Source organism: Geosporobacter ferrireducens (assembly GCF_001750685.1).
In the GTDB taxonomy this organism is placed as follows: Bacteria; Bacillota; Clostridia; order Peptostreptococcales; family Thermotaleaceae; genus Geosporobacter; species Geosporobacter ferrireducens.
This window is the reverse complement of the sequence record NZ_CP017269.1, coordinates 2,978,175-3,004,637: the sequence shown is the minus strand read 5'-3', so window position 1 is coordinate 3,004,637 and position 26,463 is coordinate 2,978,175. Positions and strand designations below refer to the sequence as shown.

The following is a 26,463-nucleotide window of genomic DNA, read 5'->3' as shown; positions in this document are numbered from 1 at the left end:
ACAGCAATCTTTTCAGCAGGATTAATTCGTGTTTTTGACATAGAAAATGCTCCTCCTTATGATAGACAATTTTATTATTTTATCTGTCTACCATAAGGGGAGCATATCAACCACTAAAAAACAGCCCCTTTCATATACTAATTGGTCAGATCACGGCGCTTTAGTCCATAGAATCCTAAAATTACTAGAACAGCTGACAATAGAGTGAGCCCTGCAAAAGTCATGGCACTTGGCCGAAAGTAGGGATTCACATGGGCGAATGGTGATAACACTAAGAACAGCCATTCTGGCAATAACTTCATCTTTACAATAATCTCAGTTATGATGCCCACAGCAAGGGCGGTCCACCCAATAACGTTGCTGACCCGGCCTAATAGCCCAAAAGCTGCCATGGTAATTCCCACGATCACCCATACGGCAGGTACCAAAGAGGTTGTAAGCCTTAACATCCGTGCAATATCCCCGCTGAGATCATTGCTTTGGACGCCGTTGCCTAGCCCGAATCCAAAGCCCAAGATTACTAGAAGAATCACTGGTGCTCCAATTCCAAATGCCAAGTGACTGGCAGCCCATCTACCACGGTTCACTGATGTTGTCAGAATCATCTCCGCTGTACCTTCTGCCTCATCTGATCGCATACGCAGGGTGGCCATGATCGCATACATGGCGATAGGAAAAACCATGACAAAGACCAAATAAGTGAAAAAGGCATCCGTTGGATTCGCAACATTGATGGCAGCAGCATACTCCTGCAGCCACTGGCTTTGGGCGTACTCCTTCATAGCACTTGGACCGACAAAGCCGGAGGGAAGGGCAATAATTGTAATTAACCCAATCCAGAAAAACAGCATACGTCGTTGCAATCTCCATGCCAACCCAATGGGATTTCGTAACCCTGCTGGGGCAGTGGCGGGGCCATTTCTGGCAGGTATCAATCCTGCACCTAAGTCCCGTCTCCCTGCCAGCCTAAAGGCAAGCCTTAGCAGCAGAATTACAAAAACTGCAATTAATCCAAATATCCACCAACGCTCACCGGCAAAGGGGCGCACACGCTCAAGCCATCCATTGGGAACAAGCCATCCCAACCAATCAAGAGACTCTCCTCCCATATCACTGATACCGCGTACGAAGTGAAAACCATAAAAAAGTACAATAGCACTCACACTCGCCACGCCAGAGTTCTCTGTCAACTGGGCAGCTACAGCAGCCATAGCAGCTGCAATCCAGACCGCTGACCCTACTACTAACCCAAGCGCTAGGGACCCAGCCATGGGGAAACCAATACCTATCAATCCAATGCTTGAAACTGCAGCAAGAATGACGCCAGCTCCCAGTACAACAGTTAGGGCAGCAGCAAGGGGGGCATGTCGCCCTACCACGGTGGAGCCAATCAACTCGCGGCGTCCCGTCTGCTCTTCCTTACGGGTATGACGTACCAGAAACAAAGCACTGCCCAAGGCTGCTAAAATTGTGGTACCTCCAAAAGCTTGCTGGGTAACTAGAGCACCTGGACTTATATCAAACGCTTTACTTTGAAAAAGCATAAACATTGGGATATTCATGACCTGATCAAAGCGCTCTTGCCTTGCCTCCACAGTAGGATAGACATTTTCAATAGTGGCAGCGCCCCCCAGTATGATGCTTAAGGTAACCAGCATCCATAATAATAGCAAAATTCGATCACGACGCAGAATAAGACGAATCAGCCCACCCGTTCCGATCAGATCCTTCTTCATCTTTTTCCACCTCCAGCTTTATTTCCTTTTCCTTGGCCTGAATCATTGCTGTAATGACTCATGAACAGTTCTTCTAGGGTAGGGGGTGTACTGGTCAAAGAACGTAGTCCAAATGAAGTTACCTGCTGCATAATACGATCCAACTCCCCAGCATCCACCTGAAAATTTGCCCTCAATCCCTCTACACTCAGGTTGTGAATACCTGTCATTCCCTCAAGACCTGAAATTGGCTTGCTCGTTTCCACCGCTACAGTTGTTCGTGTAAAGTGGCGTAGTTCTGCAAGGGTTCCAGACTCAATAATCTCGCCATTCCGAATGATACTCACTTTGTCACACACTGCCTCTACCTCGGCTAAAATATGACTAGACAGCAGGACAGTCTTTCCAGCTTTCTTTAGTTCAGCTACACACTGCCCAAAAACTGCCGCCATCAAAGGGTCTAACCCAGTGGTTGGTTCGTCAAAGATAAACAACTCGGCGTTGGATGAAAAAGCCGAAACCAGCGCCACCTTCTGACGGTTTCCCTTGGAATAGGTGCGACATTTTTTTCTAGGATCTAACTCAAAACGTTGCAGCAGTTTATTGCGATTTTCAATATCAAATCCGCCTCGCATTCTGCCTAGCAGATCAATAACTTCTCCCCCCGTCAGATTCGGCCATAATGTCACATCGCCAGGTACATAGGCTATTCGGCGGTGAATCTCAGCTGCGTCATTCCAGGGGTCCCTCCCAAAAACACGGACTTCTCCTCCACTTTTTCGTATTAATCCAAGTAAAATCCGTATCGTTGTAGACTTGCCTGCCCCATTTGGCCCTAAAAACCCCATCACCTCTCCTTCCTTTACGCTAAGATCCACTCCTCGAAGGGCTTGATGTTTACCATAGGCCTTGGTAAGTTTATTGATTTCAATAATATTCATAGTAAACACCTCCATATATTATTTATTTTAAAGTTAGATGATATTGATCAATGTATATATACTATAAAACTACCTTGAACGAAAATAAGCTTAGATTCTTGCTAATTATAGGCCCATACTTTGAGAATGTCCAAATAAGCATCGAATTCCTCTAACACTTTATCATAGTCAGGTTCTTCTAGCTCTGATGCCTTTACTTCCTCAATCACCTTATTCGTATATCCTCCAATTGCCCAGAAGATAATATTTTTAGCCTTTTCAACATCAATTCCCTTCTTGAATTTTGATTCATCAATGTTTTCAAACATCTTCGCAAACCCCATGGATTCCATTTCCAGTTTCCTACTTTCCAGTTCCTTTTTCACATCTTTGGAATCTGTAGAAGCTGCAACCGCACTAAACTGGAATAACCATGGATATTCGTGAATTAGTTCTATCTTAAGCAGATACACTTGACGCAGTCTTACAAAGATGTCCTTATCCTTTGTGTTGATCATATCAAAATACTCTGTTTTGATAATCTTCATGCTGTAGTCATAGAGAAATAGGAAAAGATCTTTCTTCGTATTAAAATAGTGAAACAAAAGACCTTTAGAGATGCCCGCTTCTTTGACGATTTCAATGGTAGAAGCATCATCGTAACCCTTACGGGCAAATTCCTTTAGCGCAGCATTTAAAACACGCTGTTGTTTTTCTTTATCTAAGTTTAAGAACTTTGAAAATATTGGCTCCACCTTCTTTCTATTTCATCAACATCATGATCGTATTGTTGTCCAAACCAGTTAATAATATCAAGGAAATATTATCTTATAAGGTCAATCATAATTAAATTTATTGACCGTTATGGTTAATAATATAATATCACCATTGTCCATAATGGTCAATAGTGACATTATATTATTTATTCCTTACTACATCAAAAATACTTGGAGTACTCCAAATCATAACTCAAATAAACTCATCTCTTCGTATGCCCTTAATTTTCCTTAATTCATATAAATCAATAACTAAAAAGCAAATATATTAATCTCTTTTCATCCTAGTATCTTCAATGCTTCAATCAAAAAACCGCCATCATATAGGTGATATAACTTTGCTATACCGGATTACTAGACTCGTTTGCCTGAAGTTTCAATATTATTGCCGATTCAACAAAAAAACACCGATTCTTTTATATAAGAAATCAGTGTTTCTTGGTTTTTAATTATTATTTCCGCAAAATCTTATCCATCGCTTTTCCCTTTGCTAACTCATCGATCAGCTTATCCAAATAGCGAATTTCCTGCATAGTCGGTTCTTGGATGTCTTCCACTCGGACACCGCAGACCACACCTTTGATCAAAGCCCGCGAAGGATTCAGTTGGGGAGCTTCCTCAAAGAAGGTCTCAAAGTCTGTCTGTTTTTCCAGCTGCGCTTCTAACTCTTCCTGGCTATATCCTGTCAACCAACGGATGATTTCATTGACTTCTGTTTTCGTACGTCCTTTTTTCTCCGCCTTCGTAACATAATGGGGATAGACACTTGCGACACTCATTGTATAGATATGATGTTTGGGCATGATACATCCTCGCTTATATGGTTTTCTTTATAGTATCACTAAAAATAGTCGGATTCAAACGAAAGTTGCCTTTATTTTTTATTATTCATATTAAGAGTTTTTAAGCCTTAATTTTTTATGTAAAATAATGGCGAGCTCCTTTATACTCACTTCACAGCCTAGTGTAATTAATTAAGAATAGTTATCAAATAAAGTTTCACATGTCATTTCAACATGAGTTCTTACGAAGAAAACCGCCGTCATTTATGATACGATTCAGCATATCCTAAATAACTGCGGTTTTAGGGATGAAGGCTAAGTCAAAAGAATCGTCTCTTTAACTCCGTTCAAAAAATAAACAATACAGTACACGACTTCATGGCAAAATTTCCCTTAAAATGCTTTTCGTCTAAGTGAACAATACTTTCATTTTAAAATGAAACCCTTCGCTGAACCATAAGCTGCACTATTTCCTACTCTACTAGAGTCTCCCATGATATTTTAAAAGCTGTTCTCCATAGAACTGCATTTATCAATAATGCCACAATAATATAAATATATATCCCAAAAGGTATCCATTTCGAAAGAAAATGAATTCCTCCTAAAATACCCAGCAGCAGCATAAGAAGAAATACAGCTCCTCCAGTTCCTTGCTGTCCAGTTTGAAAAGCCCGGGTAAAAGGCAACTCTTTTTTGAAAGCTTTAAAACATATCACCGTATAGATATAAATATTGAGAAGTACTGCGATTAAATCTGGGAAAATACGAACGCCAAATATCCAAATAAAAATTATACATTCAAATACATATAGAGGTAATAACAGATTCACTAGGAAAGCTTTCAGTGTTCCTTTAAAAACAGACTCCAGTTCATTGATAGGCATGACCTTATAGATCCATGCTCCTTTATAATTGGCAGAATACCGCATCATCAAAACTACAGTAGGTAAGAACAGGGCGCAAAAATAAATATTAAAATATGCATTACTCGAAGCTATACGCTCAAAGCCTCCATCTCTCATTCCGTTGGCCAGAAAAATAAAGGGAAAAATAAAAGCAAAACCTAGGGTAGGGTATACACGCAACTTAAATTCTCTTTCATTTTTCACCATCTTGGAAGCAAAATGAAAAAAGCTTCTTTCTTCTTTAGTTGAACATACGATGGCTGCGATCCAAGATACTAACTTTTCTTTACTTCTTCTATTTCTACCGTTATGATTATTTAGTTTTTGCAGGTTTCTTTCAAAAACTGGGATCAGCTTTATATATAGGAAAATAGAAAGAATAGGAACGACCAATGCAAACATGGAGAATATAATGTAGTGTATATTCAAATCCCCGCGGAGCAAAACCTCAAAAGGAGCGCCAAACCAGGTGGGAATCACAAAATACTGCCACCATTTAGGTTGAAATGTTATATTCAAATCTATAAAATTAAACAATCGTCCGATGAGCTGGTAACCTATGGTTATCACCATAGATAAACCGATTTGCACGTAGTTGATAATATCTTTTAGCTTCTCTCCGTCAAAAAAACGCAGTATCCCTAAGTACAACAACGCCGTTAAAGCCACTATGAAAAAATCTAATAAAATGATCTCTGCAAAGAATAAAAGAAAAAACATAACTCCATGTCGTATGACCGCTGCTACCAAGGCAGGACCTACCAATGCCATGGTGATGAAAAATAAATATACAACAATATGGATCATTTTTGCCATATTTAATGTTATATTGTTTACAGGCTTTGAAAGAATAAGATTCTTATCCTTAACGTCTAACATCACCGAAGAAAAATCAGATATGAGGGAAGTCATTACCATAAACATTGTAATGCCAAATACAAGACTCATTTGAAAGATATAGCTTTCATTCATCATGACGAGAACAACATTTATTATTCCCATCAATACATAGATCCATAGGGATTTAATGAAGCCATTCTCTGTTTCTTGATCTTTTTTTTTAGCATTTCCTATGACAACAGGGACTTTTCTGCCGTCCATCACAAATTTTACTTGAAGGATTCTTCTCATCAGATCGTAATCTACTCCCATTTTTTCAAAGGCTTTTCGGAAGTGATCCAGTATTTTTAACGTTTTGAACTCTTTCATATCAATGCTCCTCTGTAATTATGGATATAAACTCTTCTACAATTGACTGATGTTCATTAAATCCCGTAAGTTGGTTGAAAATCTGCTCTAAGGACTTATCTTGTGACTGTCTTCTTAGTTCCTCAAAGCTTCCATCCGCCAAAATTTCTCCATCCCTCAGTAAGATAATCCGATTACTGATTTTCTCGACGACATCCATAATATGGGATGAGTAAAAGATCGTCTTTCCTTGCTTTGCCAATGCAGCCAGTAACTCCTTTACAAGAATAACACTATTAGCATCCAAACCACTTAATGGTTCATCTAAAAATAGTATGTCCGGATTATGCAACAAGCTTGAAATAATCATCGTCTTTTGCTTCATCCCTTTGGAATATGACGATATTCTTGCATCAATTACCTCTTCAATTCCAAAAATTTTCATTAATTTCGCTGCTTTTTTTTCTATTTGTTTTGGATCCTTACCATAAAGATCTCCAATAAACATTAAATATTCTCTAGCGGTAAGCGTATCATAAATCTCCGCACTTTCAGGTACATATCCGATTCTTTTCTTGTATTCGATATTATCTTTTAACAGCTCATTCCCGAAGATTTTAATATCTCCTTTATATCCTTCCAACAACCCAAGCATGATCTTTATCGTGGTACTTTTTCCCGCTCCATTAGGCCCAATATATCCAATAATCTGTCCGGGATATATCTCGAGGGAGATTCCCTTTAACACTTCTTTAGTGCCAAAGCTCATTTGTAAATTTTCAATCTTTATGACAGCTTCTTTCTTATTTTCCATGGGTCCGTTCTCCATTTCTATTGTATTGAGAAATACAGAGACGTTTCGTCTGTGTTCGCTTTTAAATAAATTATTTTACTATTTCTATTTTATAGCTGTTCCCCAGTTTCAGGATATCATAAAAATATTGCTCAGACAATCAAATGGGCCCTATGTCTAATTCCTTTTTTGCCCTAGTATCTTCCATTGCTTCCATCAAGTAACCGCAGTCACTTATGGTACAGTTCGCCGTATTGCTGTAACTGCGGTTTTTTATAAAGTTTTAGCAGTTATTCTTTTAGCTCAATTGCAACTAAAAGGGACAATGTGCCTGTCCCCTTGTCCTTTATCTTTTCAGTTTGACATCACTTTCTTTAGCAAATCATGGGCAAATTCCCTTGCTTTAAGCAGGTCTTTTTCATTGGGACGACCTTTTCCTATCCCGCCAATCCATTTGAATAAGCCATAGATATTATAACCCCTACAGGAAAATTCACCGACCAGATTAGCACCTTTACTTGCTAAAATATCTGCTAATACTTTATTATATTTTATCTGACCACTTCCACTTGTTGAAAAAATAAAAGTATCCTTTCCCTTAACATTTATATTTTGAGCTATTTTAATAGCGGTATGGTGATGCCTCCCATGAAAGATTCCTGAGCCAAAGCCAATCAAATCATAATCCTCCAATATATTCTCCCTAAAGTCGCTAAATTGTACTAAATCTCCTTGAAGGATATTGCTGATTTCCTTAGCAATTTTTTCTGTATTACCATGATGTATGGAAGAGTATATTACTAATGCTTTCATAGTTTGATACTCCTTTCGATTCCTAAAAAAGTAAACAACTATAATTTATCGGTTTATTGTGAAAGCAATTTTGTCAACAATGTTCTTCGCTGTTGTCAACTTAGTTAGATCGCTATACAGGTTTCCATTACTTCCATCAGGACTACTATGTCCTATCGGTACTAATTCATATGTTTTATTGTCAGCAGCATTTATAGTAGCAGCGTATATTATTGATGGCTGACCGCTCCCAAATTCACCGCCGGAATAATTATTATCCCCTTGGATTGCTTCTTTTGGGTAGTATTCGTTAAAATCAGTTGACATGTTTATTTCTGCTAAAACAACAAATTGATCTTTTGCTGTATTTAGTTTTGTATTAAGTTCTAAATTGCCCTTTGGAGTTGCGGAGGTAATAGCATCAGGCGCTATTTGGCTGTCCCCCCGTTTATGGGTCCAGTATGGAAGAGATTCTTTACGCTGAATTTGATCTTTTAAAGTAGGATCGGAGGGAGCCTTACTCCAGCTTTGATTAACGGTTTTCCTTGTAACATAAAGAGTATCAATATAATTTCCCTCTAGATCTTCAACCCATATAGCCATCTGGGGTGGCGTCTTTATAGTAATCAAATAATTTACTTTAAAATCATGGAGATAATGTTCTCCTTTATAAATGTCTACTATAACACTACTGCCAGCCATGTCATTCTTTAAGTTTATAACTTTTTTTCCTTCCGGGCTTATTATGAAAAATATAATTATACATATGACTAAAATCATAGTGCCTAAAATAATCTTCCGTTTTTTCATGTTCCTCAACTCCTATCTATATTAACTTATTTTTCAATAGAACGAAGTAAGAATTTGAAAGCTTCATCTACCAATTCTGACGGTTTTTTGTTGTGATAATGAATTAAATACTTTTCCTTCTTTTTAGATGTATTCAATACCCCTACTATGCTTGCCACAAAACGAGAGCTGTATTTACTACATCAATGCTCTCTAAGATAGTGCCTTCTTTAATTCCCTCATCTAATGCGTCTTTTAAAAAATTAAATAACTTTTCCCCTTCGCCATAACATTCTTGTACCAACTTATCATCATTCTTTTGGGGTCAAGCTCAAAGGCTTCGACAAAGCGAAATGTTAGGTGAACAATTCAACAGGGAAAAAACAGAAAACTTAAGATGCTAAAATAAAGAAGGAGAGGTTTTTTATGTTCAACGATGTAAGAAGTAAAAAAATAGCATTTGTATGTCATTGTGTTCTAAATCCAAATTCAATCTCTGATGGAACAGCTGACTTTCCAGGTACAAATGCGGAAATTGTAAAAAGACTGATGGATACAAAAGTAGGTGTTGTACAGATGCCCCATCGGCATAGGCCCTGTTCTATTTCTTACTTACCCTTTTGGTAGCTAGATATAGCATTTTCATAAGACTTTCATCATTGTTGAGAGAGATTGCTAGATACGTAATGTCTTTAGAAAAACTTCCATTATTTCCTCGTAATCATCTAATGCATTAGTATGAGAATTATCTTGTTCTTCACCCAAGTACTTTCTTAATCCGCCTTCTTTCAGAAAGACATATTGAATTGGCGCAATAACTTGAATAGCAAGATATTTGATCTCTTTTTCCGATAAATCAGGTTTTATTTCTTTTAACAGACCTACAATTGTTTCTGGTGTGCTGAAACGATCACTGAGTATCTCATCTCTAATAAGTACACTTGTATACTTTTGGTACTTACATACCACCATAGCCATAGCTTTCAAAAATGTCCTCAGTTGCTGTTTTGGAGTGTCGTTAAGATTTGACAATGTCTGAAAGGCTTCGGTGGCAGCATCATCGATTATGGAAGAAATAGCTGCCACAATCAAGTTCCATTTGCTACCAAAATGATAATTAATCAACCCAGTAGATATATGTGCTTCGTATGCGATCTGCCTAACAGTTAACTCTTCAACGTCAAACCCGTCATCAAGCAAGGCTATGACCGATCTAATTAGTTGTGCTTTTATTTCTAACATAGTAACCTCCTTAAAACCCGTTGCTAAAAAAATGCTTTATAGCTTCAGAAATTTCCTCATGATGGCTGAAAAACATATGTCCACCTTCCTTAAAAGAGAGCAAAGTAGAATTTGGAATTTTTTCGTGAGTGTATTCAGCATAATAAAACGGCTGTAGCGTATCATCTTCAGCATGAATCACCAATGTTGGCGCTTTTATCTCCCAAATCGGATAGTCTTCAGGTGACAATTCTTTAAATTGAATATTTGCATTGAAAATCCCTTTTTTTCTCAAGGAAATAGGATTCATCATTTCAAAAAATTCCTTAGCCATCTGTATTTCATCTTCTGTCATTTTTTCCTGAACTTTTTTAGATACCCCCAATACATTCAACAAATCTGACTGGATATACTCTGTAATCATCCAGAATAGAAAATCATTATGAAATATCGTTCCAAAAACGATTGACTGAACAGTTGTCAGCTTTGGTGGCGTTTTACTTTTTGCGCACATCATTGTAAGTGATTTCACACGTTCTGGATACTTTATGGTAAATTTCAACCCAGAGGGTCCTCCATCAGAGACAGCTACTACATGAACTTTGTTTATTCCCAATTTATCCAGTAAGTCCCTATAGAGAGTGGCTTGATGATCTGGGGTAGGCTCTTCTGGCAATGGAGTATCTAGATATCCGAATCTGGACACTGCAATCACCATGGAATCCTTTGGCAGGAATCTGTCTGCCAGCAGCAAGCCTTGGTCATATCCGCCTCCAGCACCATGAATCATTAGAACAGGATCTCCTTTGCCAGAGATTGCATATTCAATGGTTCCCTCCTCAGTTTCAACTACGATACTTTTACCCTTCGCTTTCTCAATCTGGTCCAATTTAACTTTTGAAAATCGCTTGTGCTGAATCCCTAGAAAAACAACAGTTGTGCTTATTAATACAAAAATGATAATCACTGCTATTTTTTTTATGGTAATTCTATTTATTGTACTCATCTTCATTCTCCCTTCTTGAACACGTTCAATCGTTATAAGTATAACTTGGAGAATGAATAAAATCAATCAACGTAAGTTCAAATTGAATCCATTGAAAAGACTGCATTATGGTAATTCGTTCAACACATTCTAAATACCAAATTTCTATAAAAAAAACCGCAGTCATTTATGGTACGGTTCTCCGTAACAGGTATAACGGTGGTTTTTATTTGGTTAATATTACTTTATTAGAATCATTTTAGTAGATATTATCGGAACTGTTCACTTAATTTGTTTTCAAATTAATATCTAAAAACTCTACTGACTTATCCCATGCTACTCTATTTGCCCTACTAACATCTGCTGGCATTACTTTGCAACTATCTACAATAGGTGGAATATTAGGTACAAAGAAAGCATGTCCCATCTCAGAGAAGTTAAGATGTTCATGTTTATAAGAATAACTTTTCATATCTAAAGTTCTTTTTATGCTGTCGCACATCTCCTTTGAAGGCCAAGTATGATCCTTCTCACCTGAAATCATGAGGATAGGGCAATTTATTTTTTCAACTTTTATTCGAGATTCTTCTTTTTGTTGAGGAGAAGCTTGCCTTAATGCTCTTGCATGGATTTCCAATAGCGTAGCAGAATCCATATTCATATTAAAGGACGTGTCTTCAGGATATCTAATAAAGTTCATAGGCTCTCCATTAAAAGACCATGAGGACTTCTTCGGGTGCTCACCCATAGCAATTCCTTCAAAAATATGGGAAGAAGGCGAATATGCAATTACTCCAGCTAGACTATATGATGAAATAGAAGCAATTAATAATGATAGCTCGGCACCCTTAGAAATTCCTATTATACCTATTTTATTCGTATTAACTTCAGGTCGATTACGTAACCAATCTAATGCTTTCAATGAATATTCTAATGGAATTTCTATAAGTTGATTCGGTACACCATAGGTTGATTGATAGTCAAAGTAATTTAAAGCTAGAGCCGCATATCCCCTTGAACTAAGTACAGAGGCTACTTGCTCTGACCATATAAACCCACCTGAAGACCCACCTAAAACAAGTATAGCAGGCAGATTTGTTTTGTTACTTGGTCTAAAATACTTTCCAATAATCTCGTTTTCGATTGTAACCATTTCAGTATTAGGATCAAGAAAATCCATTTGTATAATTTTTTCATCTAACACTACTTCTTCTGATATCAAGCGTAAGGTGATTTTAAAAGGTTTTAAGGTAGTTTTTAAGAATAATGGTAGCTCATTATTATTCTCTGGTGTCATAGACCATAGAAGTCCTTCTGGGCTGCAATTCATATAACTGCCCTTTATAGGAGAACTTTTATCTAATTCAATATTCCCATTTTCATCTGCTATAAAAATCCCAAATGATTTCCATGTGCGGCCAATATCATCTTGTGCTTCTGCTTGTAATGTTACCTCTTGATATGAAGATAATCCCTTTATATTGAATTGTAGATGCCCATCAATCATTATACGTTTTTCTTTAATTGATATAATATCTTTCATTAATACATTTCTCCCTTCAAATAGTTAAGTTTAACTATATTTTTAAAATTATAAGGAGTTATATTTCTCCTTTTTCATCGCATTCTTTAATATAATTTAGAATTGTTTCAAGATTATCTTTAATATAATATAGCAGCTTTAAATCAGCTTTTATATGCTCAATTCCATTTTCAAATATTGCATTGAGAGGTTCTTTCATACTAAAATGCTTTGTCTTTTTTTCTTTCCCCCGCTCCCATAGAGAGATATCCTTCTCTAAGGAGCTAATATTTTTTTGTATTGCTACCCTAATTTCACTTTTAGGTAATACATTTAAAAAAGATAGTGATGTATAGATATCCGCAGGGTATCTGCGAAATGGAGTACCTAAAGCCCCTTTTAAAAGTCTGAAAAACTCTTTCTTTCCTTCCTCAGTAATTTCATATATTACACGAGTTCTATGTCCTGTTTTTTCAGTATTTCTTACTTTTACAAATCCCTCCTTTTGCATTTGTTTTAGTGCAAAGTATATTGAATTAGGCAAAAGATTCGCCCATAAGTCTATACGTTCTTCTTGTAGAATTTGTTGCATCTCATACCCATGCATAGGACTCTTGAATAATAAACCAAGAACAATTATTCTAGACATTTGCAATCTCCAATCAATAAATATAGTTAATATTTAATATTTAATATTAACTATATTGTACAGATTTTAATTAAAATATTCAATAATTAAGTAGCTTCTTTATTAAAAATTTTACATGTTCCCGCTCTCTATTGAAACTTTCCTATGCTAGTGTTCACCGTATCACTGTAACTGCGGTTTCTTGTATAAAATAGAGCCAAGAGAAACCGTCTTTGACTCTATAATCTTTTAAAATTAAATCTCAGTATTTCACTTCTACTAATATTGTCACTTACATAATAAAGCTGATTTCCTCCTTTAGTCCACCCTATGAAGGTTACATAATTTGTATCTATATATATTATTTCATCAGATTTAATCATTTCACCATCATAATAGGCAATGTGTAATTCATTGGAGCCTTTTGTATTCTGAAGTATATAGGCAAGTTTGCCATCGGAGGTAATATCAAAATAATAGATGTTCCCCTTTATAATTGTCTTGTAGGTTTTGTCTTCGGTGTTATAAATAAAAATCCCCTCTTCGCCGTTAATATTTCCTCTGAGCATTAAATTTCTGCTGCTTACTAGAGTAAAATCAACAACAAATCCTGTAGATAATACCTCCAATGAATTATCATTATTTAAATCCAACATATATATCGCTACACCGTCTCCATAAGAGGCTAGAAAATATACCTTGTTTCCATCTATTGAAAACTTATATTTGGTAGATATTAAATGCTTTAGATTGATACCATTAATACTTTTATTAATTTCTTGAGTCCCTTTTTGTTTTTCATAAAAAGCTGATAAGCTAATTATATTCTTTTTCATGCCGCTTTCTATTTCTTGTATAAATAGATTATCATCATCCATTCCAATATAGCGATTTCCATCAGGTAGTATTTGATGCCCAGTACCCTTAAAGGATTTTACAACCTCTTGCTTTTCTAGATCATATATTTGAGTTTCTCTAGTATCGTTACCAGTAGTATATAGCAAAATCTTTCCATCAGGTGAAGAGCTAAAAGAATAGGCATTTTCATTAACTATTTGATGAGCTGTCTTGTTAACTATATTTAATAGTTGAAGACTTAAAGAATTCTCGCGGAAGGAACCTCTCTTTTCTCTGTCTTCAAGTGTGATATACAGCAAGGAATTACTATCTAAAATGTTTATATTCAAAATATGATATGGGGAACTGAATTTATCTAAGCTCTCCACTACTAGCTTTAGTTCAGGTCTTAATGTATTATCATCGAATATGCTTTTATCCAAGATAATTGTTTTAGACTTTGTGGTATCTATAAAACTATTGCTTAAGATATAAAAGGTAAAAACAAACACGCCTAAGGCTAATACAAAATTAATTAAGCTTTGGTATTTTTTAAAATATCCTTTTTTAAATATTGCCCTCACCTCCAAATACAATAATAACTACTGTTCCTTCGTTTAACTTGCTTTTTATGTCAATAGTACCACCATGGTTTTCTATAATATTTTTAACAATAGTTAACCCCAAGCCAGCGCTGCCTTTTTCCTTTGAAGTGTTCGATGAAATTCTATAAAAAGGTTCAAAGATTTTGTTAATATGCTTTTCCGAAATCCCTTCACCCTGATCTTTAATTTTTATTATAATAGCTCCATCTTGTCTGTAAGCGTCCACATCAATGGAGGAATTAACTCTTCCATATTTAATTGCATTATCAAGCAAGTTAATTAGTACTTCCTTAAGCTTATTTTTATCACCCTTTAGAAACAGGTCCTTCTGAAGGCTGTAATGAATAGCAATATTGTACTTTTTACCCTTCATCTTCATTTCATCACAAGTCTCGGCAATTAACTCTGTTAAATTGACCTTTTCATAATGATAGCTGAAATCCATTGTAGCGGTCTTAGAAAGCTCTAGTATTTCAATAACCAATTTATTTAGTCTTTTACTCTCGTTAATAATGTAGGATGTCCCTTTATCAAAAAAGTCTTTATCAGAAAATCCATTTTCCTTTAACACCTGGGCATAACCCATTATTGTAGTTAAAGGAGTCTTCAATTCATGCGTTACATTATCAAAAAAGACTTTACTTTGAGCTTGAACCTCCTTCAGCTTATCTCTATCTCCTTGTATAATTTCAATTTGTTCTTTGATTCTCTGAGCCATAAACTTGAACCTATCAGCCAGTTCTCCTATTTCATCAGGTGAGTTAATATTAATATTTAAATTGTAATCTCCAGTTGAAATTTGCTCTGACCCCTTTATAAGCTGTCTTATCGGTTTTGTTAGTTGCCTAGATAAGTAAAAGGAAGTAAGGAATATAAGAACAAAAATAGCAATAGCAAAATAATTTATTACATTATTAAATCTCCTATTGTAATTGAAAAGCTCAGTATAGTCTTTTGTGCTTCTCATAATGCCTATGATATTCTTATTTAATTCGATGGGATAAGATAAAGTAACAAAAACTCTATTTTCTTCATGACTAATTGTATATGCTGTTTCACCCAGTAATGCTCGTAAAAAATCTTCTTCTAATGCAATTTCTTCTTCTAAAAAGTCCCTTCCGTTTTTTCCTGTAAGACTATTTATTTCTATCATACTTCCTATCTGAGCACTTAAACCCTTAGATAGCTTTTCTGCTTCAGCTTCCAGAGATATTTTATTTAATTCTAAATTATTAATTAAAAAATACTGCCTCAAATATAAGTCGAGACTTTTTCTATCTCCAATCATATCCTTCTCTACAACTTGTAAGGTGTTTTGTTTATTTATGTTATATGAAACAAAAAGTAGAGAAGTCATTCCAATGAATATGACTAGTATAAAGGGGATCAATATTTTATACTGAATTGAATATCTCATAGGATCAACTGTCCTTTTTTACAATATTTTATAACCAATTCCGAAAACAGTCTCTATAATAGAACTGTTCTTATTTTCATCCAACTTCTTTCTAAGCCTTTGCACATGTATATCCACGGTTCTTGTGTCTCCAGCAAATTCAAACCCCCAAACTCTATCCAATAAATCTGCCCGTGAAAAGACTCTTCCTTTACTTTCTGCTAGAAATACTAATAATTCGTATTCTTTGTTGGTAAGCTCTACTCTAGTATTATCTTTAAATACCTCTCTCTTTTCCTTAAATATTTCAATATTTTTTCCTATCCTTATACCTTCAAACTCGTTGTTTTCTCCTGCTTCTGAAATTAAATCAATCCGTCTGAAGACTGCCTTTATTCTTGCGATGACCTCCCTTATATCAAAGGGCTTTGTAATATAATCATCGGCACCCAATTCCATTCCTAAAATCTTATCAACTGTATCTGATTTGGCAGTAATCATTATGATTGGTATGATGTATTCCCTTGTTATAGTTTTACATATTTCAAATCCGCTGATATCAGGCAGCATCAAATCTAATATTATCAAGTCCGGCTTAAACTCCTTTAAAAGCTTTAGTCCTTCCTCTCCATTAGCAGCAACATTTGTGATAAATCCTTCTTTTTTCAAAGAATATGAAATAAGATTTGATATTGCTTCTTCATCTTCTATAATGAGTATCTTCTTATTCGCCATAGCTATACCTCCCTCCCCTTATCATACCTTATTTTCTATCTCTAGTTTATTGAATATCTATATAATTTACAAATTAGATACAAGTTATTTATAAGTTATATACAGTTATGTAAACTTCAGATACATTTGCCCTTTATAATTAGCACTATAGCTTGTCTAGATAATTACTAACTTGTAGAACAAAGGATAAAAAAGGGGGTATATAAAATGATTCAAGATAAAAGAAACGATGGTTCAATGGCACCTAGAACCAGTAAGAGAAGTAAAAGGAGTATGATGAAAAGAAGGAAAAGAAATATGATGAAAAGAAGGCTACTGACATTAGCTGTAATGTGTATTTCAGCTTTGGTAATTACAATTTTTTGGAATAATAATCAGGTTGATGCAAAAGTAATTGCTATTGAACAAAAACCTGCACCGATTGAAGCAAATGATAAAATTACTTCCTCTAAGCCTCAAGAAATAACACCTGTAGATACGAATAATAGAGAAGACATTATAAAAGAAGAAATAGAAGTAAAACCACCTGTGAAAACTTCTAATTCCAATACAGAAGAAAAGTTACCTCCTACTCAAAAGGATTTGAATGATATTCTTATCCTGGTTAACAAAACAAATGGGTTTCCGTCTGATTATAAACCAAACGATTTAACAGTCCCTAATGTTAGATTTAGCTTTGAAGGTCCGCATGAAAAGCAAAACATGAGAAAAGAAGCGGCACAAGCACTGGAAAGCTTATTTAAGTCCGCTGAAAGAGAAGGAATTTACCTTTATGCAGTATCTGGCTTTAGATCCTATAGTAGGCAGCAAGCTATCTATAAAAACAATGTTCAAAAATTAGGACAAATAGAAGCAGATAGGGTTTCTGCAAAGTCAGGTCATAGTGAACATCAAACAGGCTTAGCAATGGATATAACAAGTAAAGGGGCAGGTTTCGCACTTTCAGAGGAGTTTGCCTTTACACGTGAGGGTGAATGGGTGGCTGAAAATGCACATAAATATGGTTATATTATAAGGTATGAAAAAGGTAAGGAGCATTTAACTGGATACAAATATGAGCCTTGGCATCTTAGATATGTAGGAGCGGATGCAGCAAAAGAAATATATGAAAAGGATTTAACTTTAGAGGCTTATCTAGAAGGTAAGGCATTGTCTCAAAACAGATAAATCAAAAAATATAACAGCACTATTATACTTAGAGTCTGTAAATAACTTTGTACTTAAAGGTATAGAACCTTTCTGACAAGATATTAATGATGAGGTTAATGAGAAAAATATTTGCTTTTATATTTGCCAAGAGTATGCAGTCATATGCATAAAATTGTATAATTTTGGAAATAGTTTTAATTATTGGGACATTACTATACTTTGCTACCTCCTAAAATTCCCTCTCTACCTAAGAAATGAATTTCTTTAAAAATCTTCCAGTTGTATTTGTCGACATCAAATTATTTAAAATTCTCTCTTGTTGTCAGCTCATTTAATTTTTTCCAATTAATACTTTTATTTGATGTTGAACCATAAGATATTATTTTCTCCATTCTTTACTTACAAACATGTCTTCAACCCAACCAATTTTCAAGTCACCTTCCTTAATCACGTATAATAGACTTGCGGCTATAATTTGATCTTCCCTAAGGACTAATATCCCCCTAAAATCGGTTTTTTTCTTAAATTCCAATTTCTATTTAGACGTTCAGAAATGAGTGTCTATTTTATTGCCCTAATGGCATGCAATAGGAGCAAATACAGCTTTGTACTATGCGGCTTTTCGGGTATGTTTTCGACGGGGAAGGAGTCGACGCTAAAAGTAAAAGGCTTGTTGTCGCAAGGGCAACAAGATTGTCTTTACCGTTTCCACAGAATTCCTCCATAAGTTTGATTGCGTTTTCGTATTTGCTCATTTTTAATTTCCTCCATTCAAAATATAAACTTTTTTTAACTCAAACACTTTTCCGTTAATCATACGGAAAGTGCTTATTTTCTTAATTAACACGACACCTCATTATCAAGCCATGTTTCAATATTCCTGCTGATATTTAATATTGAGCCATCCAAAGGTATGCGAAACCCCTGACAACCGCCCTGACAGGGTTCATTACGCAGCTTCCTGTCACAGCCATATCCCTTTGCAATTTTTTCCTGTAAAGATAAAGAGAATTTTTCAATAACATCCGCATATTTATCTGTTTTTTTGGCTCTTATAACTAAACAATAACCATATCTCGTAGATAAAGCAAACTCCCATACTCTTAGCTGATATACATCCCGTGAGGATAAGACCCGCCGGCTATTCTTTATATATGAATAAGCAAAATGAACTTCGAATGTTGATATGATCGTTACGCAAGTCATTCCCATATCTATATAACGCTGATGTAATTCTAAGGCGAGCTTTTGGACTTTTTCGGGTAACGGATGTAAAAAATCTTTCAAAACATCGAGTACATCCGTATCTTCTGCTTTCATTAACCTGTAATCGCACCGTAAAAGATTATCGTGATTATTATCGTTCTTATATCTTTTCGTTCGCAGTTCTATATCTGCAATCGACATGGCTTTTAACCCCGTCAGCAAGACAGAAGCATTCGGATATGATACTTCTAATAATTGTACTTCCGAAATATTAAGCGTCTTTGCTTCTAAATCAATACCGGTAAAAACAAAACCACAGAGAGCTAAAAACCGCAAACATTCAATTAGCTTAGAAACAGAGTTTTTAGGCTTCTTTATATTTCCTTTCTCATCAATTGAGGCGGTAAATGACGGTATTTCAGTTATCAATAATGAATCGCCGCTTTCAGCCAGTTTACTATGATAACCTATGTCAGCTAACAGGTCTGTAACATTATATAAAAATGGATAATCTATCGCATTCTTCGGATTTTTTTGCGGCTTGACATATAAATGTCCGTCTGAGATTAAGCGGTCACAAAATAAATATAAAAAATCCCTGAAAGCAATAACGCCATTTCGTATATTTTCTTCGCTTGCAACGTTCTCAAACATGGGTTTCAGCGCATAAGTCTCAGGTATATTCGCCGGTATCAAGTTTTTTATGTATTTAGCGATTTCACTGATGGGTTTTTGCGTTACTGGGCCGCCGTGATATGTACTCATTTTTTCGCTCCTTCTGTTTTTGTTATTATACTGTTTCTAATGTGACAACAGTATGTCATATTTGATAATATAAATGCTGTTCTTCACACTCGTTCAACCATTGCCCGCGTAAAGGTCTCATGGTTGCCAAAGCCATATTCCACCGCGATGTCGAGTATACGGTTTCCCTTGTCGCGAAGCACATCGCGGGCCCTGGCCAACCGGTGTAGCTCGATATATTCCCGTACATAATATTTGGCTGTTGTATCTAAATCTCCAAATACAATAGCATCATTTACATTAAGCATTTTAAGTTTATAAACATCATCAGATGATGAATTGAAAGGCATCAACACAAATATAAATTTCTTCTCGTTCATTTTTCTCACCTTCTTTTCCTCTAGAAAATGCAAATGCATTATTCAAGTCATTTCTTTTTTATGCATTATATCGTTTTGCAAACCCATCACAACTAAGAGAGGCAAGGGGTCAGGTTCATAGTCCTACAAATACCCATTGCCAACTATTTGAGTCATAAAGATACTCCTTTTTTAAATAAATTTACTTATATTCTTACAAACTCCTCTGTTTTTCGTTCGCCTTATTTCGACATATATAATTATCATAAATATAACTACTGATATGAATAATATCATTTCTCCAACTTATCGTTTCGATTAGTGGAGCCACCTTCCCCCAACAAGACCCACACATGCAAAAAAGCCGCATAAAATGTGGCTTTTTTGCTATAGTGTATTTGAATGGTGGAAGCGGTGCGTGGCAGGTGAAATCCACTCATTAGGGAGATAACTCACCTATCCCTACGTCCCATTAGATCAAACTGTACCACATGCCAATCTGATACACTAGTTTATATACCTAGCCTACAGAGAAAATCGCAATCATTTATGATACGGTTCACCGTAACGGATATAATGGCGGTTTTTTTAATAGTTAAGTTTACTATTAATAACTTATCTAATGTTTAATAACTATCTTTTATCGTATAAAACTCTATTCATTGTAAAATACTCAATTTGTTTTTTCTCCATGGGTAAATTAGAATTTGATTCTGAATTATTATTGAAGGATATTTTAAATTTTTATAGAACATTTACAATTCAAGGTATAAAGTTTTTTGTAGACATGAAAAATACTAACTTAGTGGAGGTATATAGTATCGTGATTTTATTTAAAAATAAATATATAAACATATTCCAGAGTCCATTATTTCAAACCAACTCATCTATTATTGAAACAGAAGATATGGTTCTTGTTGTTGATCCAACAACGTTACCTCATGAAATAATAGAAATTAGAAATTATGTATCCAGTATTCGCAAAGATCGTCCTGTATACGTTTTTTTTACTCATTCAGATTGGGACCATATCCTAGGATATAATGGTATTGGAGAAGTAATATATATCGGCAGTGAAAAAATGATGATTCGAAATGATAAAGAAAGAATTCTTGAACAAATAAACTCTTTCGATGATCAATATTATTTAGTAAGAGACTATGAAGTGAGCTATCCACACATAAACTATTTAGTTAGTAAAGATGGTCAACAATTGAAGATTGGAAATACAACTATTACCTTTTATACATCTCCAGGTCATACAGATGATAGTTTATTCGCAATCATTGAACCTATTGGAATTTTACTCTCAGGAGATTATCTATCTGACATTGAGTTTCCGTACATATATCACAATAGTTATGAGTACGAAAACACAATGAATAAAGTGGATAGCATACTTTTAAATCATTCAATTAATTTGCTGGTTCCAGGTCATGGAAATCCGACAGAGGATAGTCAGGAAATCCTTAAAAGGAAAACAGATTCTTTAGCGTATATCCGTGAGCTTAGAAGTTCTTTGAAAAATGAAGATGAACAAAGAGCAGATAAACTTTCACAAGGATGGCAATTTCCAAAAATAATGGGAGAATTCCACAAGGGAAATAAAGACCTTATCAAAAAGGAATTACAAACCTCTAAATATTAAGTTTCTTTACCCTATCATAAAGGCCTAATACACCTTTAATATCTGATTTTTATTAGATATTAAATAAACTTTATTTCTTTTAAGCTCCTTATACACCATTTTTGGCATATCAATTCTATGGTTAAAATAGTTAACAATAAACTTCTAAAGGAAATCATTATTTATCACTAGATACCCTCTCATTTTACAAGTTTATTTTGTAGAAACTTTTACATCATGCGTATTTATCTATATATTACAAAAACCGCAGTTACTTATGGTACGGTTCACCGTACCGTTGTATCGGCGGTTTTTACACCTGTCAATCTAGCAAGCAAGGACCGTCCCCACTTGCATATATCATAGTCCTGTCTTCTTTCCAATTTACCTTGCTTTAATTTCAGCACACATGCCTTTTCACTAATCCATAATCTCTATGTCGAATCTTAGGCCAAGTTTACTAATAGTAGAGAACTGTCCCCATACTACTACTATGTGGGCTTTATTTGACGGATACAGTATAAATGTTTTTGGCAAGTACCTTTCCGTACACTTCGGAACTTAATTTTCCGAGCACCCCATTTCCATTACTGGGATTTCATGGTTGAATGTGTTAGTCTATGACTTGGGCCTGTATAAACCAGCAGATGGCTATGATGAACCAGTCTATCAATAATGGCGCTGGTTAGCTTTTCGTCATAGAAAATACCATTCCACTTACTGAATTCCAAATTTGTTGTGATGATGACACTTCTTCTCTCGTAACATTCTGATATGACTTGGAACAGAAGCTGTGAACCCTCCTTCTCAAAGGGAATATATCCCCATTCATCACATATCAATAAATCTGTCTTTTCTACCAGTCTCATGAAGCGTTTTAGTTCCCCCTTTGCTTTAGCTTCACTAAGTTGATTCACCAGGGATGCTGTACGGAAGAATCTCACTCTCTTACCACTGCTGCAGGCTGCAACACCTATTGCAGTGGCCAGATGGGACTTGCCTGTCCCCACTGGGCCATAAAGGATCAAGTTCTCTTTCCTATCAATAAAGCCTGCTGTCTTTAGCTGTTCAATATCAAGTGCCGGGGGTATTTGTATCAGACTGAAGCTGTAGCCCTCGAAGGTCTTGATCACATCAAAACCAGCAGCTTTTAAGTTTCGGTTCTTACGTGTCAGTTCTCTATTCTCCAGTTCAAGCTTTAATAGCTGTGCCAGAAAGTCTGCATAATCGATAGCCTGTATCTTTTTGTAGTTCTCATAGAGGTTTCTGCCAAACCGAAGTTCTTTGCAGTAGTGTTTAATTAAGGCATCCGAGTTCATAGTCCTAATCCTCCGGAAGTGATCAATTCATCATAGATGTTAATATCTGGAGTGAATCTATTAAGTTGTGGAACTGTATCCGGAAGAGATATATCCATTACCGGCAAACTTCCGGAGTTTATGCGACAATAGGTAGCCCATATACTGTCTGCATCCTTTGCTCCGCATCGGATTCCTTCGTCAATGGCTTCTATCGCTGTAGCCATGCCCGTATCTGCTACCATACGGGTAAATATCTTTAGGGTTTGCTTCTTGCATTCATAATCGCACTCTTTTAAAAACTGTTTTAGGCTCAGCGGAAGCTGATTGAATAGACTCGTGTACTTTAGTGCTGTAGGTCTTCTCGCCATTAATTCCAGGTAAGGAATCCAGATCATTGATTCTTTCTCCTGACCATATAGTCTTTTGTGTCTGACAATCAGATTACAGTTATTATCCAGAATTGCAACATCATAGGCTCCTGCCTTTATCATCACTTGAGTGCCTGCGGCAGCAGGAGAGGATGAATAGGTTCTCGTGTCGAATTTAACCTTGCCATAGTTATCAGCTTTTGCAAACTCATGTAAATATACTTCAAAGGGAACTTCCGGAAGCTTGAAGAATTCCTTTTTATCTTCCTCAAACAGTTCTTTAATGAGGCCAAGGCCCTTGTAATGCTGTCTTTGCATATCCTTATCACAGCGATTTAGAAGTTCTTTGTTGTATTCTCGTAAGTCCTTAAATTCCGGAACCGGCACAAAGAGATTCCGGCGGTGATAGCCTACCTTGTTTTCAACCGAACCCTTCTCATTTCCACTGTTGGGGTTACAGAAGTTACTCTTAAATCCGTAGTGCATCATAAATCTTAAGAATCCTTTGGTTAGGTCCCGCTCACCATAATCCTTGATTTTCTTAACAGCTGTAGACATATTATCAAACCATATGGCGGTTGGCACGCCGCCAATATGCTCAAATATTGTTTTTAGGCCCTCAAGGAGACATTCTTGATTTTCGCTTTTGAATAGCTGTGTATGTCCACCATTGCTGTGTGGGTAGGATATGTTTAGATAATGACCATCATATGTAATTCCATTCTCGATAAATCTTGCTTTGCCAAAATCTACTTGAGCTTCTCCTGGAGGATGCTCAAGTGGAAGTGAGCCATTGGTATCCATCTTCAGTTCCTTCTTAAGCTTTGCAACAAAGTTTCTTACTGACCTTTCTGAGACATCGAATTCATCGGGATAGATCTCACGCAGCCTATCATATACTCTTTTGGCAGTATGCCGTTGCTTATGGGGTGCTTTCCCATCATCGGTCAGCCACTGGAGTACTAACTCCCTATAGGGAGACAGTTTTCCTGTTCTGACTTGCTTAGGGCGGATTTCTATATTAAAATTGGCCTTTTGAACATACTTCTTTACAGTTTCAAAGTCATGACCTGTAATATCTGCTATTTTTCTTAAACTTTTCCCTTCAAATTTCTTCAGATTTCTGATACGATATATTTGCTCCATTGTTAGCATCTCCTTATGCTCCTTTTCAGTTTGGTCACTAAAAAGGATAGTATTTTTCCGGGGTGCTTGCAATGGAGTTTTTCCATTTTTTGCAGGGATTTTTAACTTCCGCTGTGCTTGGTTTCTATTCTACCAAAAACAGTATAAAAGCAGACCATCGCTTTATTTATTAGTAAACAATGATCTGCTTTCTATTTTTTTACTAAGGATTAAAATCTTTTATCCTATTTAACTATATCTGTTGTACCAAAATACCAGTTGCCTAAGGCAGTAGTCTTCTTCCAATCCTTCACATAATCCTTTACTAACATCTTATCTGTATGATGGAAGATTGGCATGAATAGCTGCTCATCGAATAACATCTTTTCAGCTGCATATAAGGCTTCATCCCTTTTAATTGGGTCATTTTCAGTCTTAATCTTATTCATTAGCTCATTATACTCTTTGCTTACCCATTGTGAAGAAGTATTTCCACCATCTGAATTATAAAGATCTAAGAAGGTTACTGGATCTGCATAGTCTCCTATCCAATTATGGCGAGCAACATAGAAGTTACCATTTCTTCTATTATTAGCAAATACTGACCACTCTTGATTTGTTAATGTAGCATGAATATTTAAGTTCTTTTTCCACATTTCCTGTATTGCCTCTACTATAGCTTTATTAGATTCGCTTGTATTATAGGATATATCTATTTCTGGGAAGCCTTTACCATCAGGATATCCAGCTTCAGCGAGAAGTCTCTTGGCCTCATCAACCTTGCTTGAATCTATAGCGATTCCATAATCTGGAGCCATTTCTCTGAAAACATTTCCTCTAGTATCCTTCATCCCTGCAACAGGTGGTACAAATCCTACAGCTGGCATTTCCCCGCCCTTTGTTACATTATCAACTATTAATTTTCTATCTATCGCTAATGTAAGTGCCTTTCTAACTCTTATATCATCTAGAGGTGGTTTTTTTACATTGAACACATAAAAGCTTGTTCCATTTCTCTGAGTAATGTGAAACTCAGGGTTATTGACCATAATTTCAGGTACTTCTTGTAATGGAATATTTGTAATTATATCTAAATCTCCAGATTCATATGCAGTTAAGGAAGTAGATTCCTCTACTATGATATAACACACTATCTCATCTAATTTGACATTATCTGCATTCCAATAATTTTCATTCTTAGCCAAAACTGCCATATCTCCCATTTTATATTCCGCAAGCTTGAAAGGTCCATTTGTTACAATAAGCTCAGGATTTTTTGCCCATCCCTCAGGATCCTTTTCAACCACATCCTGTCTTACGGGCATAAAGGTATAAAATGCCGTTAACTCCAAGAAGAATGGTGTAGGAGCTGCAAGCGTAACCTCTAGTGTTTTATCATCTAAAGCCTTAACCTTAACATCTTCAGAACTTCCTTCACCGTTGAAGAACTCATATCCACCAGCTATATAATACATTAAATTAGCATAGTCAGATGCAGTAGTTGGATCAGCTGCTCTTTTCCATGAATACACAAAGTCATGAGCTGTAATAGGTTGTCCATCTGACCATTTAGCATCCCTCAAATGGAAAGTGTATGTAAGTCCATCATCACTAACTTCATAGGATTCTGCAATACCTGGAACATACTTACCATCAACTTCCCTCATAAGACCTTCATATATATTGTTAATAATATCTCCTGCTTTTATTGAGGAGTTCAATTGTGGGTCTAATGTCCTTGGATCTTCTGCCATGTTATATTTAAGGATCTTTTTTTCCACTTTAGCTTCAGTATTTTCATTGGCGTTGCCACCCGCTGGTCCTGTCTCTTTAGTCTGACATCCAGGTAATAGCATTAGAATCATAACAATTACCAAAAGTAACGATAATACTCTTCTCTTCAAAATCGTCCCCTCCCTCTTAATAGAAAACCCCCACTATTACAACTTATCTGCTAATATATTCTGTGCGATGATATATTAGACTACATTGTAT

Annotated in this window: 23 protein-coding genes; 3 read left to right on the top strand and 20 right to left on the bottom strand. The window is 35.8% G+C overall.

From position 1 onward, the window contains the following. Positions 1-137: 137 nt before the first annotated feature. From Gferi_RS14100 to Gferi_RS14065, 8 genes are all read right to left on the bottom strand, one after another. Positions 138-1,736, bottom strand: coding sequence for an ABC transporter permease (locus Gferi_RS14100; protein WP_069977529.1), 1,599 nt, complete (start codon positions 1,734-1,736; stop codon positions 138-140). Beyond that, positions 1,733-2,656, bottom strand: a complete 924-nt coding sequence (locus tag Gferi_RS14095) for an ABC transporter ATP-binding protein (protein ID WP_069977527.1) — start codon at positions 2,654-2,656, stop codon at positions 1,733-1,735. Before Gferi_RS14095 ends, Gferi_RS14100 begins: the two co-directional genes overlap by 4 nt. A gap of 101 nt (positions 2,657-2,757) precedes the next feature. Continuing rightward, on the bottom strand, positions 2,758-3,390 hold the full coding sequence (locus tag Gferi_RS14090; RefSeq protein ID WP_179948103.1) for a TetR/AcrR family transcriptional regulator: 633 nt from the start codon (positions 3,388-3,390) through the stop codon (positions 2,758-2,760). A gap of 473 nt (positions 3,391-3,863) precedes the next feature. Then, positions 3,864-4,214 carry a DUF2200 domain-containing protein gene (locus tag Gferi_RS14085; RefSeq protein ID WP_069977525.1) on the bottom strand — a complete coding sequence of 117 codons (351 nt, stop codon included), beginning with the start codon at positions 4,212-4,214 and terminating at the stop codon, positions 3,864-3,866. Between the two features lie 452 nt (positions 4,215-4,666). Then, entirely contained in the window at positions 4,667-6,307 is a 1,641-nt protein-coding gene (locus tag Gferi_RS14080) for a hypothetical protein (protein WP_069977523.1), read from the bottom strand. A 1-nt stretch (position 6,308) separates the two neighbouring features. Beyond that, positions 6,309-7,100, bottom strand: coding sequence for an ABC transporter ATP-binding protein (locus Gferi_RS14075; protein ID WP_069977522.1), 792 nt, complete (start codon positions 7,098-7,100; stop codon positions 6,309-6,311). Between the two features lie 333 nt (positions 7,101-7,433). Then, positions 7,434-7,892: a flavodoxin family protein gene (locus tag Gferi_RS14070; RefSeq protein WP_069977521.1), complete on the bottom strand. Its 459-nt coding sequence runs from the start codon at positions 7,890-7,892 to the stop codon at positions 7,434-7,436. A 45-nt stretch (positions 7,893-7,937) separates the two neighbouring features. Further along, positions 7,938-8,681 carry a DUF2271 domain-containing protein gene (locus tag Gferi_RS14065; protein ID WP_083273566.1) on the bottom strand — a complete coding sequence of 248 codons (744 nt, stop codon included), beginning with the start codon at positions 8,679-8,681 and terminating at the stop codon, positions 7,938-7,940. Between the two features lie 405 nt (positions 8,682-9,086). On the opposite strand from Gferi_RS14065, the gene Gferi_RS14060 reads away from it, so the two are divergent. Further along, positions 9,087-9,287: a hypothetical protein gene (locus Gferi_RS14060; RefSeq protein WP_069977519.1), complete on the top strand. Its 201-nt coding sequence runs from the start codon at positions 9,087-9,089 to the stop codon at positions 9,285-9,287. 48 nt (positions 9,288-9,335) lie between these two features. On the opposite strand, the gene Gferi_RS14055 is transcribed toward Gferi_RS14060, so the two are convergent. From Gferi_RS14055 to Gferi_RS14025, 7 genes are all read right to left on the bottom strand, one after another. Then, the gene (locus Gferi_RS14055) at positions 9,336-9,902 is read right to left on the bottom strand and encodes a TetR/AcrR family transcriptional regulator (protein WP_069977517.1); all 567 of its coding nucleotides are present in this window, start codon (positions 9,900-9,902) and stop codon (positions 9,336-9,338) included. Between the two features lie 10 nt (positions 9,903-9,912). After that, the gene (locus tag Gferi_RS14050) at positions 9,913-10,887 is read right to left on the bottom strand and encodes an alpha/beta fold hydrolase (RefSeq protein WP_069977514.1); all 975 of its coding nucleotides are present in this window, start codon (positions 10,885-10,887) and stop codon (positions 9,913-9,915) included. Between the two features lie 265 nt (positions 10,888-11,152). Next, entirely contained in the window at positions 11,153-12,409 is a 1,257-nt protein-coding gene (locus Gferi_RS14045; RefSeq protein ID WP_069977512.1) for an acyl-CoA thioesterase/bile acid-CoA:amino acid N-acyltransferase family protein, read from the bottom strand. A gap of 58 nt (positions 12,410-12,467) precedes the next feature. Beyond that, positions 12,468-13,037 carry a PadR family transcriptional regulator gene (locus tag Gferi_RS14040; protein WP_069977511.1) on the bottom strand — a complete coding sequence of 190 codons (570 nt, stop codon included), beginning with the start codon at positions 13,035-13,037 and terminating at the stop codon, positions 12,468-12,470. A gap of 218 nt (positions 13,038-13,255) precedes the next feature. Continuing rightward, on the bottom strand, positions 13,256-14,449 hold the full coding sequence (locus Gferi_RS14035) for a TolB-like translocation protein (RefSeq protein ID WP_069977510.1): 1,194 nt from the start codon (positions 14,447-14,449) through the stop codon (positions 13,256-13,258). Beyond that, the gene (locus Gferi_RS14030; protein ID WP_069977503.1) at positions 14,421-15,875 is read right to left on the bottom strand and encodes a sensor histidine kinase; all 1,455 of its coding nucleotides are present in this window, start codon (positions 15,873-15,875) and stop codon (positions 14,421-14,423) included. Before Gferi_RS14030 ends, Gferi_RS14035 begins: the two co-directional genes overlap by 29 nt. An 18-nt stretch (positions 15,876-15,893) precedes the next feature. Beyond that, positions 15,894-16,589, bottom strand: a complete 696-nt coding sequence (locus tag Gferi_RS14025; protein ID WP_069977501.1) for a response regulator transcription factor — start codon at positions 16,587-16,589, stop codon at positions 15,894-15,896. 207 nt (positions 16,590-16,796) lie between these two features. Between Gferi_RS14025 and Gferi_RS14020 the strand changes: the two genes are divergently transcribed. Then, positions 16,797-17,756, top strand: a complete 960-nt coding sequence (locus Gferi_RS14020) for a M15 family metallopeptidase (RefSeq protein ID WP_207645754.1) — start codon at positions 16,797-16,799, stop codon at positions 17,754-17,756. 822 nt (positions 17,757-18,578) lie between these two features. Here Gferi_RS14020 and Gferi_RS14015 read toward each other — a convergent pair. Together Gferi_RS14015 and Gferi_RS14010 are read right to left on the bottom strand one after the other, a co-directional pair. Beyond that, on the bottom strand, positions 18,579-19,709 hold the full coding sequence (locus tag Gferi_RS14015) for a hypothetical protein (protein ID WP_069977499.1): 1,131 nt from the start codon (positions 19,707-19,709) through the stop codon (positions 18,579-18,581). A gap of 83 nt (positions 19,710-19,792) precedes the next feature. After that, a complete protein-coding gene (locus Gferi_RS14010) occupies positions 19,793-20,068 on the bottom strand; it encodes a helix-turn-helix transcriptional regulator (RefSeq protein ID WP_069977497.1) in 276 nt (91 codons plus the stop codon). A gap of 802 nt (positions 20,069-20,870) precedes the next feature. Between Gferi_RS14010 and Gferi_RS14005 the strand changes: the two genes are divergently transcribed. Further along, positions 20,871-21,695: an MBL fold metallo-hydrolase gene (locus tag Gferi_RS14005; RefSeq protein WP_069981434.1), complete on the top strand. Its 825-nt coding sequence runs from the start codon at positions 20,871-20,873 to the stop codon at positions 21,693-21,695. Between the two features lie 566 nt (positions 21,696-22,261). Here the strand turns inward: Gferi_RS14005 and istB are convergent. The 3 genes from istB to Gferi_RS13990 form a co-directional block, all read right to left on the bottom strand. Beyond that, positions 22,262-22,993 carry an IS21-like element helper ATPase IstB gene (gene istB, locus Gferi_RS14000; RefSeq protein WP_069977490.1) on the bottom strand — a complete coding sequence of 244 codons (732 nt, stop codon included), beginning with the start codon at positions 22,991-22,993 and terminating at the stop codon, positions 22,262-22,264. After that, positions 22,990-24,498 (bottom strand): IS21 family transposase, encoded by a 1,509-nt coding sequence (gene istA / locus Gferi_RS13995; protein WP_069981433.1) that lies wholly within the window; start codon positions 24,496-24,498, stop codon positions 22,990-22,992. The genes istB and istA overlap by 4 nt, the downstream gene beginning before the upstream one ends. Before the next feature lie 215 nt (positions 24,499-24,713). Next, complete coding sequence (locus tag Gferi_RS13990) at positions 24,714-26,372, bottom strand: peptide ABC transporter substrate-binding protein (RefSeq protein WP_069977488.1); 1,659 nt, start codon at positions 26,370-26,372, stop codon at positions 24,714-24,716. Positions 26,373-26,463: the final 91 nt, after the last annotated feature.

Coding starts and splice junctions, on each gene's coding strand:
- Gferi_RS14100 (WP_069977529.1), bottom strand. CDS start 1,736: ATGAAGAAGGATCTGATCGGAACGGGTGGGCTGATTCGTCTTATTCTG.
- Gferi_RS14095 (WP_069977527.1), bottom strand. CDS start 2,656: ATGAATATTATTGAAATCAATAAACTTACCAAGGCCTATGGTAAACAT.
- Gferi_RS14085 (WP_069977525.1), bottom strand. CDS start 4,214: ATGCCCAAACATCATATCTATACAATGAGTGTCGCAAGTGTCTATCCC.
- Gferi_RS14080 (WP_069977523.1), bottom strand. CDS start 6,307: ATGAAAGAGTTCAAAACGTTAAAAATACTGGATCACTTCCGAAAAGCC.
- Gferi_RS14075 (WP_069977522.1), bottom strand. CDS start 7,100: ATGGAAAATAAGAAAGAAGCTGTCATAAAGATTGAAAATTTACAAATG.
- Gferi_RS14070 (WP_069977521.1), bottom strand. CDS start 7,892: ATGAAAGCATTAGTAATATACTCTTCCATACATCATGGTAATACAGAA.
- Gferi_RS14065 (WP_083273566.1), bottom strand. CDS start 8,681: ATGAAAAAACGGAAGATTATTTTAGGCACTATGATTTTAGTCATATGT.
- Gferi_RS14060 (WP_069977519.1), top strand. CDS start 9,087: ATGTTCAACGATGTAAGAAGTAAAAAAATAGCATTTGTATGTCATTGT.
- Gferi_RS14055 (WP_069977517.1), bottom strand. CDS start 9,902: ATGTTAGAAATAAAAGCACAACTAATTAGATCGGTCATAGCCTTGCTT.
- Gferi_RS14050 (WP_069977514.1), bottom strand. CDS start 10,887: ATGAGTACAATAAATAGAATTACCATAAAAAAAATAGCAGTGATTATC.
- Gferi_RS14045 (WP_069977512.1), bottom strand. CDS start 12,409: ATGAAAGATATTATATCAATTAAAGAAAAACGTATAATGATTGATGGG.
- Gferi_RS14040 (WP_069977511.1), bottom strand. CDS start 13,037: ATGTCTAGAATAATTGTTCTTGGTTTATTATTCAAGAGTCCTATGCAT.
- Gferi_RS14030 (WP_069977503.1), bottom strand. CDS start 15,875: ATGAGATATTCAATTCAGTATAAAATATTGATCCCCTTTATACTAGTC.
- Gferi_RS14025 (WP_069977501.1), bottom strand. CDS start 16,589: ATGGCGAATAAGAAGATACTCATTATAGAAGATGAAGAAGCAATATCA.
- Gferi_RS14020 (WP_207645754.1), top strand. CDS start 16,797: ATGATTCAAGATAAAAGAAACGATGGTTCAATGGCACCTAGAACCAGT.
- Gferi_RS14015 (WP_069977499.1), bottom strand. CDS start 19,709: ATGAGTACATATCACGGCGGCCCAGTAACGCAAAAACCCATCAGTGAA.
- Gferi_RS14010 (WP_069977497.1), bottom strand. CDS start 20,068: ATGAACGAGAAGAAATTTATATTTGTGTTGATGCCTTTCAATTCATCA.
- istB (WP_069977490.1), bottom strand. CDS start 22,993: ATGAACTCGGATGCCTTAATTAAACACTACTGCAAAGAACTTCGGTTT.
- istA (WP_069981433.1), bottom strand. CDS start 24,498: ATGCTAACAATGGAGCAAATATATCGTATCAGAAATCTGAAGAAATTT.